Consider the following 15,893-nt stretch of genomic DNA (forward strand, 5'->3'; position numbering starts at 1 on the left):
GCTGATTCACTGTCGAAACGTTATGAAGCAAAATTGCGGGCGTGTCGAAGGACACAGATCGACTCAGGGATGCCGGAATCCGGTCCGGGGCAGGGGGGCACGCCCCCGGCCCTGACAAGGGCCGTCCGGCCCGCGCCGGACGGCGGCGGGCCGGTGGCGACGGGCTACTGGAGGCGGGCCATCAGCGCGTGCTCGACGAGCGTGATGAGGGCGCTCTTGGCCTCGTTGCGGTGCCGGGCGTCGGTGGTGATGATCGGCGTCCCCGGGCCGATCTGAAGCGCCTCACGCACCTCGTCGGGCGTGTGGGGCTGATACCCCTCGAAGCCGTTGAGGGCGACGACGAACGGCAGTCCGCTGTTCTCGAAGTAGTCGACGGCCGGGAAGCAGTCGGCGAGACGGCGGGTGTCCACCAGGACCACGGCGCCGATCGCGCCGCGGACCAGGTCGTCCCACATGAACCAGAAACGGTCCTGACCCGGCGTACCGAAGAGGTACAGGATCAGGTCCTGGTCCAGGGTGATCCGGCCGAAGTCCATCGCCACGGTCGTCGTGGTCTTGCCCTGCACGTGGCTGAGATCGTCGACACCCGCCGAGGCGGAGGTCATCACGGCCTCGGTACGCAGCGGGTTGATCTCTGAGACGGCCCCGACGAACGTGGTCTTGCCCACGCCGAAGCCACCCGCCACCACGATCTTGGCGGAGGTCGTGGCGCGGGCCGTAGTCCCGTCCGAACCGCTGTCAGAGCTTGCGAAGTCCACTGAGCACCCTCTCGAGCAAGGTCACGTCGGGCGTGCCACCGGCTTCACCGCTGCCGCCCGGCTGGTGGATCGCCACCATCCCGGCCTCTGCCAGGTCCGCGACCAGAATCCGCGCCACACCCAGCGGGATGTGGAGCAGGGCGGAGACCTCGGCGACCGATTTCACCTCGCGGCACAGGTGGCAGATCCGCTGGTGCTCGGGCAGCAGCCCGGGCAGCTGAGAGGGGTCGGCGGTCGTGCTGACCAGCGCCTCTATGGCGAGCTGGTAGCGCGGCCGGGTCCGGCCTCCGGTCATGGCGTACGGGCGCACCAGCGGCTGGTCACCTTCGTTCCCGTACGGCGCTTGACTGTAGGCGCCGTACGGGCCGGAAGTGGCAGGTGGCGGGGTCATGGGTCCTCCGGGCGGGACAACTGACTGTCGTCGGGTTGGGCCGGTGGGGGGTGCGGCACATGGATGGTTGGTGCTGTACGGAGCGGCGCTGCGGGCGCCGTTCAGTGCAGCAGGCTGCCCTGAAGTTCGGCGCGCAGATCCGGCGTCAGTACCGTGCCCGCGCGGTCGACCAGCAGAGCCATTTCGTAGCCGACCAGGCCGATGTCGCACTCGGGGTGCGCCAGCACGGCCAGCGACGATCCGTCGGAGACGGACATGATGAAGAGGAAGCCACGCTCCATCTCCACGACGGTCTGGTTGACCGTCCCGCCCTCGAAGATGCGGGACGCGCCGGAGGTCAGCGAGGTCAGGCCGGAGGCCACCGCCGCCAACTGATCGGCACGGTCGCGGGGGAAGCCTTCGGACATGGCGAGGAGCAGACCGTCCGCGGAGACCACCACCGTGTGCGACACCCCGGGGGTGTTGTCCACGAAGTTGGTGATCAACCAGTTCAGGTTCTGCGCCGCCTGGCTCATCGGACTCAACTAACGCTCCTGCTGGTGAGTGGGATCGACAACGCCGTGAGTGCCGGTGGACGACGTCCCGGCCTGCCGGCCTTGCTGAATACCCCGACGGAGATTGGTCAGCCGCCCGCGCACCTCACTGGGCGCACGCGAGACCTGGGGACCGCTCTGGGTGGACTGCTGCTGTTGCGCGGTGCCCGCGACGAGGTTCGCGCGCGGGACCCGGCGGGGCAGTCCGGAGGTGGTGATACCGCCCGCGGCGGGCTGGCGGATCTGCTCCGCCTGCCGCCACGTCTCGTCGTTCGGCGAGCTGCGCCACTGGCCGGTGGCCTCGGCCGGCGCCGCCCGGCGCGCACCGTTGACCGGTGCCTCGCCGCGCGCGTCGTCGCGCACCTCGCCGCGCTGCGGGCCGTCCTGTGCGGCCGCGCGCCGCGGCAGCCGCGGCGCCTCGGGCTCGGCGTCGCCCTGGGGCGGTACACCGGCAGCGGCGGCCGCCGGGTGGTTGAACCAGTTGGACTCGATGGTGTCGAAGATCGGCGTACGGCCGTCTCCGGGACCGGCGTCCGCCTCACCGAGCACATCGGCGGACGGCGCACCGCTGTCCTGCGACCGCTGCACCGGGAACTGCCCGGTGCCCTGCGACTCGTCGGCGTACGCGGCACGGTCGGCGTCCGGTCGCTGATACTGGCCGGTCTCGAACTGACCGGTCCCGAACTGACCGGTCCCGTACTGGCCGGTGTCGCTGTCGGGCCGCTGGTACTGGCCGGTGTCCTCGGGGCGCTGGTACTGCCCGGTGTCGCTGTCCGGACGCCGGTACTCGCCCGTCTCGTAGCGGCCGGTCTCGTACTGACCCGTGTTGCCGCCCGGCATGGGGAACTGCCCGGTGTCAGCGGGGCCGTTGCCCGCACCCTGGCCCGGACGCGCGCCCTGCGGGCGGGAACCGCGCGGGGTGCCGTCCGCGGCGGGCGGCGGGCCGTTGAAGTCGGGACGGGGGAACGCCGCGGTGTCACCGGGGCCGCCGCTCGGCGCGGGCCGCTCGAAGCTGCCGGTGGTCTCCGGCTCCTCGTGGCCGCGCGGCCGCTCCTGCGTCTCACGGGGCGTCATCGGCCAGTCGTCGGAGCCGCCGCGCTCACGGCGCGCGCCCCAGCTCGTACCGCCGGGCTGCTGAGTGCCCTGGCCGCCGCCCTGCCCGCCGGCGGGCGGACCGCTCGGCAGTTCGGCAGCGGGGCCACGGGCGGGCAGCTGCGGACGCTCCTCGCGGCGCGGGGCGCCGGTCGGCGGAGCGACGGTGGGTGCCGGGCCGTTGTCCGCGCCGCGGGTGGGCAGGGAGGGACGCGCGCCGCCGGGACGGCCGGCGGCCGGGCGGGCGTCGCCGCCCTGCGCCGGGGCGCCGGGGGCGCCCGCACCGGGCGGGGCCGTACGGCCGGCGGGTGCCGGGGCACCGAAGGCGTTGGGCGCACCGCCGCCGGGGCCGCCGCCCTGGCCGCCGCGGCCGGGCAGCGCGGGACGCCCGCCGGCCGAGGGGCCCGAACCGACCTGACCGCGCGGCTGGAGCCCCGCGAGCCGGCTGGCGGGCGTGCCGCCGTGGTCACCGCCGCCGCCCTTGGCGCTGCTGGGCGCCGGCTTCTTGCCGCCCTGGGCGAGATCGACCGGCAGCATGACCAGCGCGGTGGTGCCGCCGGAGTCGGAGGGCCGCAGCTGGATACGGATGCCGTGCCGCAGCGACAGCCGGCCGACCACGAACAGACCCATCCGCCGGGACACCGAGACGTCCACGGTCGGCGGGCTGGCCAGCCGCTCGTTGATCGCCGAAAGGTCCTCGGGGGACAGGCCGATACCGGTGTCGTGGATCTCGACCAGCACCCGGCCGTCGGGCAGCGCGTGGCCGGTGACCTTGACCTTGGTCTGCGGGGAGGAGAACGAGGTGGCGTTCTCCAGCAGCTCGGCGAGGAGGTGCACGAGGTCGTTGACGACCCGGCCGGCGACCTCGGTCTGCGGTACGGCGTTGAGCTCGATCCGCTCGTACTGCTCCACCTCGGAGGCGGCGGCACGGAGCACGTCGACCAGCGGCACCGGCCGCGTCCACCGGCGCCCCGGCTCCTCACCGGCGAGGACCAGGAGGTTCTCACCGTTACGGCGCATGCGGGTGGCGAGGTGGTCGAGCTTGAAGAGGGAGGACAGCTGGTCCGGGTCGGCCTCGCGGGACTCCAGTTCGGAGATCAGCGAGAGCTGACGCTGGATCAGACCCTGGGAACGGCGCGAGAGGTTGGTGAACATCGCGTTGACGTTGCCCCGCAGCAGCGCCTGCTCGGAGGCGAGGCGGACCGCCTCGCGGTGCACGTCGTCGAAGGCCGCGGCCACCCGGCCGATCTCGTCCCGGCTGTGCACACCGACGGACTCGACGGAGGTGTCCACGTCCTGCGGGTCGGACTCCGACAGCTGCTTGACCAGCTCGGGCAGCCGGTCCTGGGCGACCTTCTGGGCGGTGTCCTGGAGACGGCGCAGCGAGCGGACCATGGACCGCGCCACGACGAACGCGCCGACCAGCGAGACGCCGAGGACGAGCAGGATCAGCGCACCGCTGATGATCGCGGACTGGGTGGCCTCGTTGCGCAGCTGGCGGGACTTCTGCTCCATCTCCGAGAGCAGCGTGGTCTCGATCCGCGACATCTCGTCGATCTTGACGGTGTCGGAGTCGTACCAGTCGAGGTACCGGTAGTCCTGGCTGCGGATGCCGGAACCGCTGGCGAAGGCGCGGTGCGCGAAGGCCACCGCGGCCTTGATCTCGTCGTTGTTGCCGTCCAGACCGCGGGTGAGCGTGCCGGCGCTGTTCTCCCCGTTGCTGGTGTAGATCTGCGAGAAGCGGTCGCGGGCCGCCTTCTCGTTGTTCTCGGCGTTACGGCCGGCCAGCCGGTCGTTGGAGGACAGCTGCGGGCCGCCGTCGTGGGCGAGGCCGGCAGCGACCAGGGCGCGCTGGATCGACGCGTACTCCTTGGCCGACGAGAACGCCGCCAGCGCACGGGTACTGCGGATCATCTCCGGGTTGCTGGTCGCCTGGGCCATGTCCTGGGAGAGCGACAGCAGCGAGTTGATCAGCTGGTTGTAGCTGGTGACCGTCCGGGTCGAGTTGTCCGCGTCCTTGTAGGCGTTGTTGCGGATCTCGTTGAGGGTGTTGAGCTGGCGGGTGATCTCCAGGACGGTCGCCCGGACACCGGTCATCGTGGCGTCCTGGCCCCGGATGTCATCGGTGGCCTGGTTGAACGACAGCCGGGCGCGGTCGGTCGCCTCGCGGGGCGCGACGACGTTGGCGTCGTCCTTGGCGTTCCCGCTGCCGGCCAGCGGACCGGCCGACTTGTCCCGCTCCATCTGCAACGCGTCGGCGAGCTCGGTCGCCTGCCGGGTCATCTCGGTGAGCAGCTGCATCTTGTCGAGCTGGTCGATGTTCTCCAGCGACGTGCCGATGCGCATACCGCCCAGCGTGGTCGCGGCGACCACGGGAAGCGCGAGCAGGGAGACCAGGCGCGTGCTGATGCGCCAGTTGCGCAGTGCTATTCGCGAACCGGGGCCACTGGACCCCTTCGACGCCTTGGGTTTACCGCTGTCCGCGGCGTCATTGCCCGGCGCCTGGCCGCCCCCGTCGACGGGCAGTGTGCTGCCCCCGGCGGAACCGTTGCTTTGGGCGCGCTGGGGCGAGGAGGCGCGGTCGGTTCCGCCGCGCAGCTCCGGGTCCGCCGCAGCGCTGCCATCCCTCTTGAAACGTCCCTGCACTAGCGTCGCAACCTCTGGACCAGGCGTCCCACCTCGGCGGGACGGTGTCGAGTCGTATGGGGACCGCTAAGTCCCCCTCATGGCGGTCGTGATGACCGGCGGGCTGTCCTCTCGGTCGGAGTGGACGGCACCGCCGCGCGGCGCTTCGTTGCGCCCTGCGCGCCGGCTCAAACATGCGGCGGTCCGTGGAATTCCAGCACAGTGCCGGATCTCCAACAAGAGCGGAGCCCCGCACTGTGACTTGGGTGACGCAATGTACGGAAGGCGTCACGACGTGTCGAAGATTTCACCGTCGATAACGGACTTTTATCCGCGAGTCGGCTGCCCCTCGGCGCTGTCCCAGGTGCGGTGATCGGGAGCGGAACGTGCACTTCAATCCGCCATTGTCCGATTCGCCCAGGGTTGTTGATCATGGGATATGCGGCATTTGTCACACACTTCGTGAGCAAACTCACAGGAAGATCATTGAGTCCCCCGGCACATCGCAGGGAATAGCCCGCTTAGCCTGACGCTTTACATGGTTGCCGAGAATGACAAGGCAGCTTTCCGCAAGCCCTTTCCCGACTTCGATGACGCGAGGCATGCAGCAGTGAAGACGACGACGATGTTCCGCAACATAGCCAACCCGCGGCGCACCACCCTGGCCCACCTCACCGACGCCGTGGAGCTCGGCACCGAGGCCCCGGAGCACACCGTCGACCTGCCGGCCCAGACCGCCAACCCCCGCCGTACGGTCCTGATGACCGCCCCCGAGCAGGGCGTCCCGGCGTAATCAGCGACGGACCGGCAGCAGCCCCGCGATAGCCTGGAGTGTCAACTCCGGCCAGTGATCAATGAGGGGCGACGGCAACCCGTGCGCATCGCAAGATTCTCCATCGACGGCAACGTCGGCTTCGGCGTCCTCGAAGACGGCGAACTCGACGTCATCAAGGGGCATCCCTTCGCGGAATTCGAGCGCTCGGGCCAAAAGGTCCCCCTCGACAAGGTCCGGCTGCTGCCGCCGGTCCTCCCCAACAAGGTCGTCGCGATCGGCCGCAACTACGCCGACCACGCCGCCGAGCTGGGCAACGCCGTCCCGGACGTCCCGGTCACCTTCTTCAAGCCGTCCACCTCGGTGATCGGCCCCGGTGACCCCATCGCGTACCCCTCCTTCTCCCAGGAGGTGCACCACGAGGCGGAGCTCGCCGTCGTGATCGGCCGGATGTGCCGTGAGGTGCCGCGCGAGCGCGTCAAGGACGTGATCCTCGGCTACACCTGCGCCAACGACGTCACCGCCCGCGATGTGCAGCAGCGCGAGAAGCAGTGGGCACGGGCCAAGGGCTTCGACAGCTCCTGCCCGCTCGGCCCCTGGGTCGAGACCGGGCTGGACCCCGCCGACATCGCCGCGGGTCTCGCCATCCAGTGCACGGTCAACGGCGAACAGCGCCAGCTCGGCCGCACCAGCGACATGGTCCGCCCGGTGGAGGACCTGATCGTCCACATCACCGAGGCCATGACCCTGCTCCCCGGCGACGTCATCCTCACGGGCACCCCGGCCGGAGTCGGCCCGCTCAACGTCGGCGACGAGGTCGCCGTCACCATCGAAGGCATCGGCACTCTCACCAACAAGGTGATCAAGCGTGGCTAACGCGACCCCCGTCCGCGTCCGTTTCTGTCCCTCCCCGACCGGTAACCCCCATGTCGGCCTGATCCGTACCGCCCTGTTCAACTGGGCCTACGCACGGCACAACAAGGGTTCCCTGGTCTTCCGGATCGAGGACACCGACGCGGCCCGCGACTCCGAGGAGTCCTACAACCAGCTGCTGGACTCGTTCCACTGGCTCGGCTTCGACTGGGACGAGGGCCCCGAGGTCGGCGGCCCGCACGCGCCGTACCGCCAGTCGCAGCGCATGGACCTCTACAAGGACCTCGCCGACAAGCTCCTCGCCGCCGGCCACGCCTACCACTGCTACTGCACCACCGAAGAGCTCGACGAGCGCCGCGACGCCGCCCGCAAGGCCGGCAAGCCCTCCGGCTACGACGGCACCTGCCGCGAGCTGACCGCCGAGCAGAAGGCCGCCTACGACGCCGAGGGCCGGACCTCCATCGTCCGCTTCCGGATGCCCGACGCGCCGATCACCTTCACCGACCTGGTGCGCGGCGAGCTGACCTTCACCCCGGAGAACGTCCCGGACTACGGCATCGTCCGCGCCAACGGCGCCCCGCTGTACACCCTGGTCAACCCGGTCGACGACGCCCTGATGGGGATCACCCACGTCCTGCGCGGCGAGGACCTGCTCTCCTCCACCCCCCGCCAGATCGCCCTGTACAAGGCCCTGATCGAGCTGGGCGTGGCCAAGGAGATCCCGGCCTTCGGCCACCTCCCGTACGTCATGGGCGAGGGCAACAAGAAGCTCTCCAAGCGCGACCCGCAGGCCAACCTCAACCTCTACCGCGAGCGCGGCTTCCTCCCCGAGGGCCTGCTCAACTACCTCGCGCTGCTCGGCTGGTCCTTCTCCGCCGACCAGGACCTCTTCTCGGTGCAGGAGCTGATCGAGAAGTTCGACATCGCGGACGTCAACGCCAACCCGGCCCGCTTCGACCTGAAGAAGGCCGAGGCGATCAACGCCGACCACATCCGGCGCCTGGACCTGGAGTCCTTCATCACGGCCTGCGAGCCCTGGCTGACGGCCCCGCACGCCAACTGGGCCCCCGAGGACTTCGACGAGGCCGCCTGGCGGGCCATCGCCCCGCACGCCCAGACCCGCGTGACGGTCCTCTCCGACATCACCGCCAATGTCGACTTCCTCTTCCGCGAGGAGCCCGTCGAGGACGAGGCGTCCTGGACGAAGGCGATGAAGGGCGACCCGGTCGCACTGCTCACCACGGCGCGCGCCACGCTCGACGCCGCCGACTGGGCGTCCGGCCCCGAGCCCCTCAAGGAGGCCGTCCTGGCCGCCGGTGAGGAGCACGGCCTCAAGCTCGGCAAGGCCCAGGCCCCCGTCCGGGTGGCCGTCACCGGCCGCACGGTCGGCCTGCCGCTCTTCGAGTCCCTGGAGATCCTCGGCAAGGAGCGCACCCTCCAGCGCATCGACGCGGCCCTGGCCAAGCTGGCCGGCTGACCGCCACCGCGCCCACGGGCCCGGACACCGCACGGTGTCCGGGCCCCTCGCGTATCCGGCGCCCTTCGCTAGATTGCCGGTATGCCCCTGCGCGCCGTCCTGTGGGACCTCGACGACACCCTCTTCGACTACACCGGGTCGGACCGGGCCGGCATCCTGCGGCACCTGCGGACCGAGGGACTCCTCGACGCGTACGGCGGCGAGGAAGCGGCCCTGGAGCGCTGGCGGACGGCCATGGAGACCGAGTTCGCCCGCTTCCTCGCCGGCGAGGTCGGCTTTCTCGACCACCGCAGAGGCCGGGCCCGGACGTTCCTGGGGACCCCGCTCTCCGACACCGAGGCGGACGCCTGGTTCGGCCGGTACCTCGCGCACTACGAAGCGTCCTGGACGCTCTTCCCGGACTCCGCGCCCGCCCTGGCGGCCCTGGCTCCCCTCGTACGGCAGGCGGTGCTGTCCAACGCCACCACCGCCAACCAGGAGCGCAAGCTGGCCGTCCTGGGGATCCGTACCCGCTTCGAGGCGGTGCTCTGCTCCGACGCGCTGGGGTGCGCCAAGCCCGCCCCGGAGGCGTTCACCGGTGCCTGTCAGGCGCTCGGCCTAACCCCCGCCGAGGTCGTGTACATCGGCGACAAGCTCGACATCGACGCACTCGGCGCCCGGGACGCCGGGCTGACGGCCGTATGGCTGGATCGTGCGGGCACCGGCGAGGAGCTGCCCGCGGGGGTGCGTCGGATCGCGAGCCTGGCGGAGCTCCCCGAGCTGTTGGGCGCAGTTACCGGTTTTGGTGCGCCGTCCACGATCAGGTAATGTTCTTCCTGCGCCGCCCGAGAGGGCCGAAAGGCCGGGCCGGGAAGCGCAGATCAAATCAAGCCCCCTGCGGGGGGTTGTGTTTTGATGGCCTATGGTGTAATTGGCAGCACGACGGTTTCTGGTTCCGTTAGTCTAGGTTCGAGTCCTGGTAGGCCAGCTCGCAGAGCTCATCTGCACGCAGAGTCTCTCTGCACACGCCCCCGTTGTGTAGCGGCCTAGCACGCCGCCCTCTCAAGGCGGTAGCGCCGGTTCGAATCCGGTCGGGGGTACAGATCCTTCCCAGGGGGACAGTCCGGGTCGCACCCACTGTCGTTCATGCAGGATCGCTAGGGCCCCCGTTGTGTAGCGGCCTAGCACGCCGCCCTCTCAAGGCGGTAGCGCCGGTTCGAATCCGGTCGGGGGTACTGGTCTAAACCACCATGGGCTATGGTGTAATTGGCAGCACGACGGTTTCTGGTTCCGTTAGTCTAGGTTCGAGTCCTGGTAGCCCAGCGCGGAGTGTCCTCGGAGACTCCCAACTGCAAGAAAACTTGCCCCCGTTGTGTAGCGGCCTAGCACGCCGCCCTCTCAAGGCGGTAGCGCCGGTTCGAATCCGGTCGGGGGTACAGGAAGAGAAGGCCCCCCGCGTCATGCGGGGGGCCTTTTCGTGTCAACTGCCGCTTCCGCGGCCCCGGTTGGACTGTGCCGACGCGGCGGTGGTCCCTCGTGCAGGTATTCCTTGGCGATGGCCCCGCTGTGCCCGCCCGGCTCCGTCAGATGCCTACCCCTTGCGGCTCCCCTTGGGGAGTGTCACTATCTAAATATGGATAGCGACGCTATCCGGTGTCGGAAGGGGGCCGCCATGAGCGGCAAGCCGGTGCAGGGACGGATGACGGCGGACGGTGGCCGGGAGGTGGTGGTCTTCCTCATCGGGATGCGCTTCAACAGCTGGCGTGCGGTGAGCAGTTGGCTGCCGGTGTTCCTCGCCATGCCGCGCATGATCAAGGAGCTGGCCCGGGATCCGGACAGCGGGATGATCGGCTACCGGCTGCTGCCCGGACTGCCCAGGCACTTCGCCGTCCTCCAGTACTGGGACTCGAAGGAGAAGCTGTTCGCCTACGCCACGGACCAGGACGGCGAGCACCGGCCGGCCTGGGCGGCGTTCAACCGGCGGGTGCGGGAGGGGCGGAACAGGGTCGGCTTCTGGCACGAGACCTATGTCGTCCCGGCGGGCTCGTACGAGAGCGTCTACGTCAATATGCCGTCGTTCGGGCTGGGGGAGGCGCTGGGGACGGTGCCGGTCGGCCGCCGCGGGGAGCGGGCCGCGGACCGGATGGCGGCCTGAGTGCCCGGGGCGGCCCCGTGCGGACTGTCCGTGCGGGGCCGCCCCTCGGCATGGCGGCCGTAATCAATAGCGGCGCCTGTCCCGGCCCGCCCGGAGTGCTCAGCCGGTGCGCCGCAGACCCTCGGAGAGGCGGGCCGCCGCGTCGATGACCGCCTGGGCGTGCATCCGGCCCGGGTGGCGGGTCAGCCGCTCGATCGGGCCGGAGACCGATACGGAGGCCACCACGCGGTTCGAGGGGCCGCGTACGGGGGCGGAGACCGAGGCCACGCCCGGCTCCCGCTCGCCGATCGACTGGGCCCAGCCCCGGCGCCGTACGCCGGACAGCGCGGTGGCCGTGAAGCGCGCGCCCTGGAGGCCGCGGTGCAGCCGCTCGGGCTCCTCCCAGGCCATCAGGATCTGGGCGGCCGAGCCCGCCTTCATGGGGAGCGTGGAGCCGACCGGGACGGTGTCCCGCAATCCGGACAGCCGCTCCGCCGCCGCCACACAGATCCGCATATCGCCCTGCCGGCGATAGAGCTGGGCGCTCTCGCCGGTCACATCGCGCAGGTGGGTGAGTACCGGGCCCGCCGTGGCCAGCAGGCGGTCCTCGCCGGCCGCCGCGGCCAGCTCGGAGAGCCGCGGGCCCAGGATGAACCGGCCCTGCATGTCCCTCGCCACCATCCGGTGGTGTTCCAGTGCCACGGCCAGCCGGTGGGCCGTGGGTCGTGCGAGCCCTGTCGCCGCGACCAGCCCGGCGAGGGTGGCCGGACCGGACTCCAGGGCACTCAAAACCAGAGCTGCCTTGTCGAGAACGCCGACGCCGCTAGAGTTGTCCATGCAACGATACTCGCGTCTCACACTGTGAAACGCAAGTTCAATTTTCCAGGGAAGTCGTCAATCTGTAGGTGTGGCCCTCGACCAGGGCCCGGCGTACGGCCCGGCAAGGGGATATCTGCGGGCATCGCGCACGGACGAGGAAAGGCCGGCAATGCGGCCGGTCGGAGGGAAAGCGATGGGACGGACACTCGCGGAGAAGGTCTGGGACGACCATGTCGTCCGGCGCGCGGAAGGCGAGCCCGACCTCCTCTTCATCGATCTGCACCTGCTGCACGAGGTCACCAGCCCGCAGGCGTTCGACGGCCTCCGCAAGGCCGGCCGCCAGGTGCGCCGGACGGACCTGACCATCGCCACCGAGGATCACAACACCCCGACCCTCGACATCGACAAGCCGATCGCCGACCCGGTCTCCCGCACCCAGCTGGAGACGCTGCGCAAGAACTGCGCGGAGTTCGGGGTCCGGCTGCACCCGCTGGGTGATGTCGAGCAGGGCGTTGTCCACGTCGTGGGACCGCAGTTGGGACTGACCCAGCCCGGTACCACCGTGGTCTGCGGTGACAGTCATACCTCCACCCACGGAGCCTTCGGCGCGCTGGCGTTCGGCATCGGCACCAGCCAGGTCGAACATGTGCTGGCCACCCAGACGCTGCCGCTGGCCCCCTTCAAAACCATGGCGATCACCGTCGACGGTGAGCTGCCCGACGGTGTCACCGCCAAGGACCTGATCCTGGCGATCATCGCCCGGATCGGCACCGGCGGCGGCCAGGGCTATGTCCTGGAATACCGCGGTTCGGCCATCGAGAAGCTGTCGATGGAAGCCCGGATGACCATCTGCAACATGTCGATCGAGGCGGGCGCCCGGGCGGGCATGATCGCCCCCGACGAGACCACCTTCGGCTACCTCCAGGGCCGTGACCACGCCCCGCAGGGCGAGGACTGGGACGCCGCGGTCGCGTACTGGAAGACGCTGCGCACCGACGACGACGCGGTCTTCGACGCCGAGGTGCGCATCGACGCCTCCGCGCTCTCGCCGTTCGTCACCTGGGGCACCAACCCCGGCCAGGGCGCGCCGCTTTCGGCGAGCGTCCCCGACCCGGCTTCGTACGAGGACGCCTCGGAGCGCTTCGCCGCCGAAAAGGCCCTGGAGTACATGGGGTTGACGGCGGGTCAGCCGCTGCGGGACATCAAGGTGGACACAGTCTTCGTAGGTTCGTGCACCAACGGCCGTATCGAGGACCTGCGCTCCGCGGCCGGGATCCTGGAAGGCCGCAAGGTCGCCGACGGCGTACGGGTGCTGATCGTCCCCGGCTCGGTCCGGGTCTCCCTGGAGGCCGTCGCCGAGGGACTGGACAAGGTCTTCACCGCGGCGGGCGCCGAATGGCGGCACGCGGGCTGCTCGATGTGCCTGGGGATGAACCCCGACCAGCTGGCTCCCGGTGAGCGCTCCGCGTCCACCTCCAACCGCAACTTCGAGGGCCGGCAGGGCAAGGGCGGTCGTACGCACCTGGTCTCACCGCAGGTCGCCGCCGCAACAGCGGTTCTCGGCCATCTGGCCTCACCGGCCGATCTGTCCGATGTCGCCGTCGCCACGCCCGCGGGAGTCTGAACCATGGAAGCTTTCACCACCCACACCGGCCGGGCCGTCCCGCTGCGCCGCAGCAACGTCGACACCGACCAGATCATCCCGGCCCACTGGCTGAAGAAGGTCACCCGCGACGGGTTCGAGGACGGGCTGTTCGAGGCCTGGCGCAAGGACCCGCAGTTCGTCCTCAACCAGGAGCGTTACCAGGGCGCCACGGTGCTGGTCGCCGGCCCCGACTTCGGTACCGGCTCCTCCCGTGAGCACGCCGTCTGGGCGCTTCAGAACTTCGGCTTCAAGGCTGTCATCTCCTCGCGGTTCGCCGACATCTTCCGTGGCAACTCCCTCAAGAACGGGCTGCTGACGGTGGTCCTGCCGCAGGAGACCGTCGACCGGCTCCAGACGCTGGTGGAGAACGACCCGGCCGCCGAGGTGACGGTGGACCTGGTCGGCCGGCAGGTGCGCGCCGAGGGCGTCACCGCCGACTTCGAGCTGGACGAGAACGCCCGTTGGCGCCTGCTGGAGGGGCTGGACGACATCAGCCTCACCCTTCGGGAGGAGTCGTCCATCGTGGAGTACGAGGCGAACCGGCCGTCGTTCAAGCCGCGTACCATCGAGGTCTGACCTCGGGTTTTATGGCTCAAAGCTATATTGCGTACGATGCGCCCCCTGTGCAGTTGGCAGGGGGCGCATCGTCGTGTCGAGGCGGCTGTTGAGGCCCCGTGAAGCGACAACTCGCCGCAGATGGCACAATTAGCGCATGGAACGCGACGACCAACTCGAGCTCTACGGTCTTGTCGCCGACCGGCTCAAGGACGCACATACAAGAGTGCGGACACTGCAAGTCCCGGAGGGCGTACGGATGGCGCTGACCCGGAAGCTGCTCGTCATCACGGCCGCGGCTAAACACGATCTTGCGGACGCGGCAAGGCGTCTGGAGTGCTTCATGGCTGACCTCGGCGAAGGTCGTTATCCCGAAGATGTGCACACCGGCGGAAGTCCGTGAAGGTCGACTTCGTTGCGGCACAAGGGTGATTAGCCCGTTTCGTGTTTGATTTGCGGTATATATCTGCCTAACGTGCGAAAAAGCTTGGAATCTTTCGTTCCAGCAATGTCTCCGAAGGGGAAGACGTGAACAAGGCGCAGCTCGTAGAAGCCATTGCCGACAAGCTCGGCGGCCGTCAGAACGCCGCGGACGCGGTGGACGCCGTACTGGACGCAATCGTCCGTTCAGTTGTCTCCGGCGACCGCGTTTCGGTCACCGGATTCGGCTCGTTCGAGAAGGTTGACCGCCCGGCCCGCTATGCCCGCAACCCGCAGACGGGTGAGCGCGTGCGGGTCAAGAAGACCTCGGTGCCGCGCTTCCGCGCCGGTCAGGGCTTCAAGGACCTGGTGAGCGGCTCGAAGAAGCTCCCCAAGGGTGGCGAGGTCTCCGTCAAGAAGGCTCCCAAGGGCAGCCTCACCGGCGGTACCGCCATCAAGAAGGCTGCCGCGAAGAAGGCCACCGCCAAGAAGGCCGCCGCCAAGAAGACGACGGCGAAGAAGGCAGCGGCGAAGAAGACCACCGCGGCGAAGAAGACCACCGCGAAGAAGACGACGGCGAAGAAGGCTCCCGCCACGAAGGCCGCCGCCAAGAAGACCACGGCGAAGAAGACCACCGCGAAGAAGGCGACGGCGAAGAAGACCGCCCCCGCGAAGAAGACGACGGCGAAGAAGGCCCCCGCGAAGAAGGCCACGGCACGCAAGACCACCGCCAAGAAGACCACCGCCCGTAAGCGGTAATTCGGCGGCGACGCCACGCGTGGGGCCGGTCTCCCTTCGGGGAGCCCGGCCCGCGGTGCGTCCGGCGCCGTTTGAGCGGGCCGCAGGTCCCTTCCCACCGCCGTACGGGCGGCCGGAGGGGCCCGGGACCCCCTCGTCTAGGCTCTCTCCCATGCAGGCCACCGCGTATACGTACGACTCCGAGACCCGCTCCGGCAGTGTGCTGCTGGACGACGGCACCCCGATGCCCTTCGACGCGGCGGCCTTCGACGCCGGCGGCCTGCTGCTGCTGCGGCCCGGTCAGCGGGTCCGGATCGACCTCACCGGCGAAGGCGACGACCGCAGGATCGTCCTGATCACGCTCCAGACGCTCTGACCTGCGGCGGCGGCAGCCGCTCCGACCCCTCCGGCGCGGCCGCCCCCGCCACCAGCCGCGGCGCCTGGAGCGCCGTGTGCGGGCCCACGCCCAGCGCCAGCGCGGCCAGCAGATCCTCGCCGGTGTCCACGTCCCGGCGTACCGACGGCGCCTCCGGGCCGGTGATCTCCTGCGCTCCGGACGCCAGGTGACGGGCCCGTGAGGCGCCTCCGAATGCCGGTTCCAATTCCCGGCCGGAAGTCGCGGTCAGAAGTGTTGTCCCGATATCCGCCGCATCCGCGAGAAATGCGCGGGGAAATAGCGAAGCGGAATGGAGCACCAGTTCCAGCTCGGCGGGGCGCAGCGCGGGCAGATCGGCGTTCAGCGCGGCGACCGGCGCGCCCGGACGACGCGCCCGGACCGCGCCCGCTCCATGGGCCAGCGCCGCGTTGAGGCCGCGGGCCGGTGTGTCGGGCACGATCCGCGCGCCCAGCGCCGCCAGCCGCTCAGCGGCCAGCCGGTCATCCGTGACAACCGCCACATCCTGGACGTTCTCGCAGGCCAGCGCCGCTGTCACGGTGTCCAGGGCGAACGCCAGGGCCAGCCGGGGCCGGAACTCCTCGCCCGCGGCCCGGGAGAGCCTGCTCTTGGCCCGCGCCAGCGGCTTCAGCGGCACCACCAGGCTCCAGCCCACATCCGCTCCGTCTCGTCGCATCGGCGTTATTCT

General features: G+C 70.0%; 16 protein-coding genes and 5 tRNA genes. 15 read left to right on the forward strand and 6 right to left on the reverse strand.

Annotation, left to right across the window (positions count from 1 at the left end):
- Positions 1 to 164: 164 nt before the first annotated feature.
- From QT196_RS28400 to QT196_RS28415, 4 genes are all read right to left on the reverse strand, one after another.
- Positions 165 to 758 carry an ATP/GTP-binding protein gene (locus QT196_RS28400; protein ID WP_168481541.1) on the reverse strand — a complete coding sequence of 198 codons (594 nt, stop codon included), beginning with the start codon at positions 756 to 758 and terminating at the stop codon, positions 165 to 167.
- Complete coding sequence (locus QT196_RS28405) at positions 739 to 1,149, reverse strand: DUF742 domain-containing protein (protein ID WP_042149221.1); 411 nt, start codon at positions 1,147 to 1,149, stop codon at positions 739 to 741. Before QT196_RS28405 ends, QT196_RS28400 begins: the two co-directional genes overlap by 20 nt.
- Before the next feature lie 101 nt (positions 1,150 to 1,250).
- Positions 1,251 to 1,664, reverse strand: coding sequence for a roadblock/LC7 domain-containing protein (locus tag QT196_RS28410; protein ID WP_018087200.1), 414 nt, complete (start codon positions 1,662 to 1,664; stop codon positions 1,251 to 1,253).
- A gap of 9 nt (positions 1,665 to 1,673) precedes the next feature.
- Positions 1,674 to 5,420: a nitrate- and nitrite sensing domain-containing protein gene (locus tag QT196_RS28415; RefSeq protein ID WP_290355954.1), complete on the reverse strand. Its 3,747-nt coding sequence runs from the start codon at positions 5,418 to 5,420 to the stop codon at positions 1,674 to 1,676.
- Positions 5,421 to 6,009: 589 nt separating this feature from the next.
- Between QT196_RS28415 and QT196_RS28420 the strand changes: the two genes are divergently transcribed.
- The 10 genes from QT196_RS28420 (at position 6,010) to QT196_RS28465 (ending at position 10,655) form a co-directional block, all read left to right on the forward strand.
- Positions 6,010 to 6,192: a hypothetical protein gene (locus QT196_RS28420; protein WP_168484046.1), complete on the forward strand. Its 183-nt coding sequence runs from the start codon at positions 6,010 to 6,012 to the stop codon at positions 6,190 to 6,192.
- Positions 6,193 to 6,273: 81 nt separating this feature from the next.
- Positions 6,274 to 7,047 (forward strand): fumarylacetoacetate hydrolase family protein, encoded by a 774-nt coding sequence (locus tag QT196_RS28425; protein ID WP_085925181.1) that lies wholly within the window; start codon positions 6,274 to 6,276, stop codon positions 7,045 to 7,047.
- Positions 7,040 to 8,521: a glutamate--tRNA ligase gene (gene gltX, locus QT196_RS28430; protein ID WP_168481542.1), complete on the forward strand. Its 1,482-nt coding sequence runs from the start codon at positions 7,040 to 7,042 to the stop codon at positions 8,519 to 8,521. The genes QT196_RS28425 and gltX overlap by 8 nt, the downstream gene beginning before the upstream one ends.
- Before the next feature lie 81 nt (positions 8,522 to 8,602).
- On the forward strand, positions 8,603 to 9,328 hold the full coding sequence (locus QT196_RS28435) for an HAD family hydrolase (protein ID WP_290355955.1): 726 nt from the start codon (positions 8,603 to 8,605) through the stop codon (positions 9,326 to 9,328).
- 88 nt (positions 9,329 to 9,416) lie between these two features.
- Positions 9,417 to 9,488: transfer RNA gene (locus tag QT196_RS28440), tRNA-Gln, on the forward strand.
- A 39-nt stretch (positions 9,489 to 9,527) separates the two neighbouring features.
- Positions 9,528 to 9,600 (forward strand) — tRNA-Glu (locus tag QT196_RS28445).
- Between the two features lie 62 nt (positions 9,601 to 9,662).
- Positions 9,663 to 9,735 (forward strand) — tRNA-Glu (locus QT196_RS28450).
- A gap of 16 nt (positions 9,736 to 9,751) precedes the next feature.
- Positions 9,752 to 9,823: transfer RNA gene (locus QT196_RS28455), tRNA-Gln, on the forward strand.
- A gap of 40 nt (positions 9,824 to 9,863) precedes the next feature.
- Positions 9,864 to 9,936: transfer RNA gene (locus QT196_RS28460), tRNA-Glu, on the forward strand.
- Between the two features lie 236 nt (positions 9,937 to 10,172).
- The gene (locus QT196_RS28465) at positions 10,173 to 10,655 is read left to right on the forward strand and encodes a DUF4188 domain-containing protein (protein WP_290355956.1); all 483 of its coding nucleotides are present in this window, start codon (positions 10,173 to 10,175) and stop codon (positions 10,653 to 10,655) included.
- A 99-nt stretch (positions 10,656 to 10,754) separates the two neighbouring features.
- Here QT196_RS28465 and ndgR read toward each other — a convergent pair whose 3' ends face one another.
- Positions 10,755 to 11,471, reverse strand: coding sequence for an IclR family transcriptional regulator NdgR (ndgR, locus tag QT196_RS28470; protein WP_030982239.1), 717 nt, complete (start codon positions 11,469 to 11,471; stop codon positions 10,755 to 10,757).
- Between the two features lie 175 nt (positions 11,472 to 11,646).
- On the opposite strand from ndgR, the gene leuC reads away from it, so the two are divergent.
- The 5 genes from leuC to QT196_RS28495 all read left to right on the forward strand — a co-directional run bounded on the left by leuC (position 11,647) and on the right by QT196_RS28495 (position 15,187).
- Positions 11,647 to 13,077, forward strand: a complete 1,431-nt coding sequence (gene leuC, locus QT196_RS28475) for a 3-isopropylmalate dehydratase large subunit (protein ID WP_168481544.1) — start codon at positions 11,647 to 11,649, stop codon at positions 13,075 to 13,077.
- Between the two features lie 3 nt (positions 13,078 to 13,080).
- Positions 13,081 to 13,674: a 3-isopropylmalate dehydratase small subunit gene (gene leuD, locus QT196_RS28480; RefSeq protein ID WP_168481545.1), complete on the forward strand. Its 594-nt coding sequence runs from the start codon at positions 13,081 to 13,083 to the stop codon at positions 13,672 to 13,674.
- A gap of 136 nt (positions 13,675 to 13,810) precedes the next feature.
- A complete protein-coding gene (locus QT196_RS28485) occupies positions 13,811 to 14,056 on the forward strand; it encodes a hypothetical protein (protein WP_168481546.1) in 246 nt (81 codons plus the stop codon).
- Between the two features lie 125 nt (positions 14,057 to 14,181).
- Positions 14,182 to 14,832 (forward strand): HU family DNA-binding protein, encoded by a 651-nt coding sequence (locus QT196_RS28490; RefSeq protein ID WP_168481547.1) that lies wholly within the window; start codon positions 14,182 to 14,184, stop codon positions 14,830 to 14,832.
- Between the two features lie 151 nt (positions 14,833 to 14,983).
- Entirely contained in the window at positions 14,984 to 15,187 is a 204-nt protein-coding gene (locus QT196_RS28495; RefSeq protein ID WP_085925188.1) for a hypothetical protein, read from the forward strand.
- Here the strand turns inward: QT196_RS28495 and cofC are convergent.
- Positions 15,168 to 15,881: a 2-phospho-L-lactate guanylyltransferase gene (cofC, locus tag QT196_RS28500; protein WP_290355957.1), complete on the reverse strand. Its 714-nt coding sequence runs from the start codon at positions 15,879 to 15,881 to the stop codon at positions 15,168 to 15,170. The two genes, QT196_RS28495 and cofC, sit on opposite strands and share 20 nt — an antisense overlap.
- Between the last annotated feature and the right edge of the window lie 12 nt (positions 15,882 to 15,893).

The sequence above is a fragment of the Streptomyces sp. P9-2B-2 genome (assembly GCF_030406865.1).
Classification (GTDB): Bacteria; Actinomycetota; Actinomycetes; order Streptomycetales; family Streptomycetaceae; genus Streptomyces; species Streptomyces platensis.

Excerpts from the sequence above, each read along its gene's own strand:
- QT196_RS28410 (WP_018087200.1), bottom strand. The coding sequence starts at position 1,664 with ATGAGCCAGGCGGCGCAGAACCTGAACTGGTTGATCACCAACTTCGTG.
- leuC (WP_168481544.1), top strand. The coding sequence starts at position 11,647 with ATGGGACGGACACTCGCGGAGAAGGTCTGGGACGACCATGTCGTCCGG.
- QT196_RS28435 (WP_290355955.1), top strand. The coding sequence starts at position 8,603 with ATGCCCCTGCGCGCCGTCCTGTGGGACCTCGACGACACCCTCTTCGAC.
- leuD (WP_168481545.1), top strand. The coding sequence starts at position 13,081 with ATGGAAGCTTTCACCACCCACACCGGCCGGGCCGTCCCGCTGCGCCGC.
- QT196_RS28405 (WP_042149221.1), bottom strand. The coding sequence starts at position 1,149 with ATGACCCCGCCACCTGCCACTTCCGGCCCGTACGGCGCCTACAGTCAA.
- QT196_RS28495 (WP_085925188.1), top strand. The coding sequence starts at position 14,984 with ATGCAGGCCACCGCGTATACGTACGACTCCGAGACCCGCTCCGGCAGT.
- ndgR (WP_030982239.1), bottom strand. The coding sequence starts at position 11,471 with ATGGACAACTCTAGCGGCGTCGGCGTTCTCGACAAGGCAGCTCTGGTT.
- QT196_RS28465 (WP_290355956.1), top strand. The coding sequence starts at position 10,173 with ATGAGCGGCAAGCCGGTGCAGGGACGGATGACGGCGGACGGTGGCCGG.
- QT196_RS28485 (WP_168481546.1), top strand. The coding sequence starts at position 13,811 with ATGGAACGCGACGACCAACTCGAGCTCTACGGTCTTGTCGCCGACCGG.
- cofC (WP_290355957.1), bottom strand. The coding sequence starts at position 15,881 with ATGCGACGAGACGGAGCGGATGTGGGCTGGAGCCTGGTGGTGCCGCTG.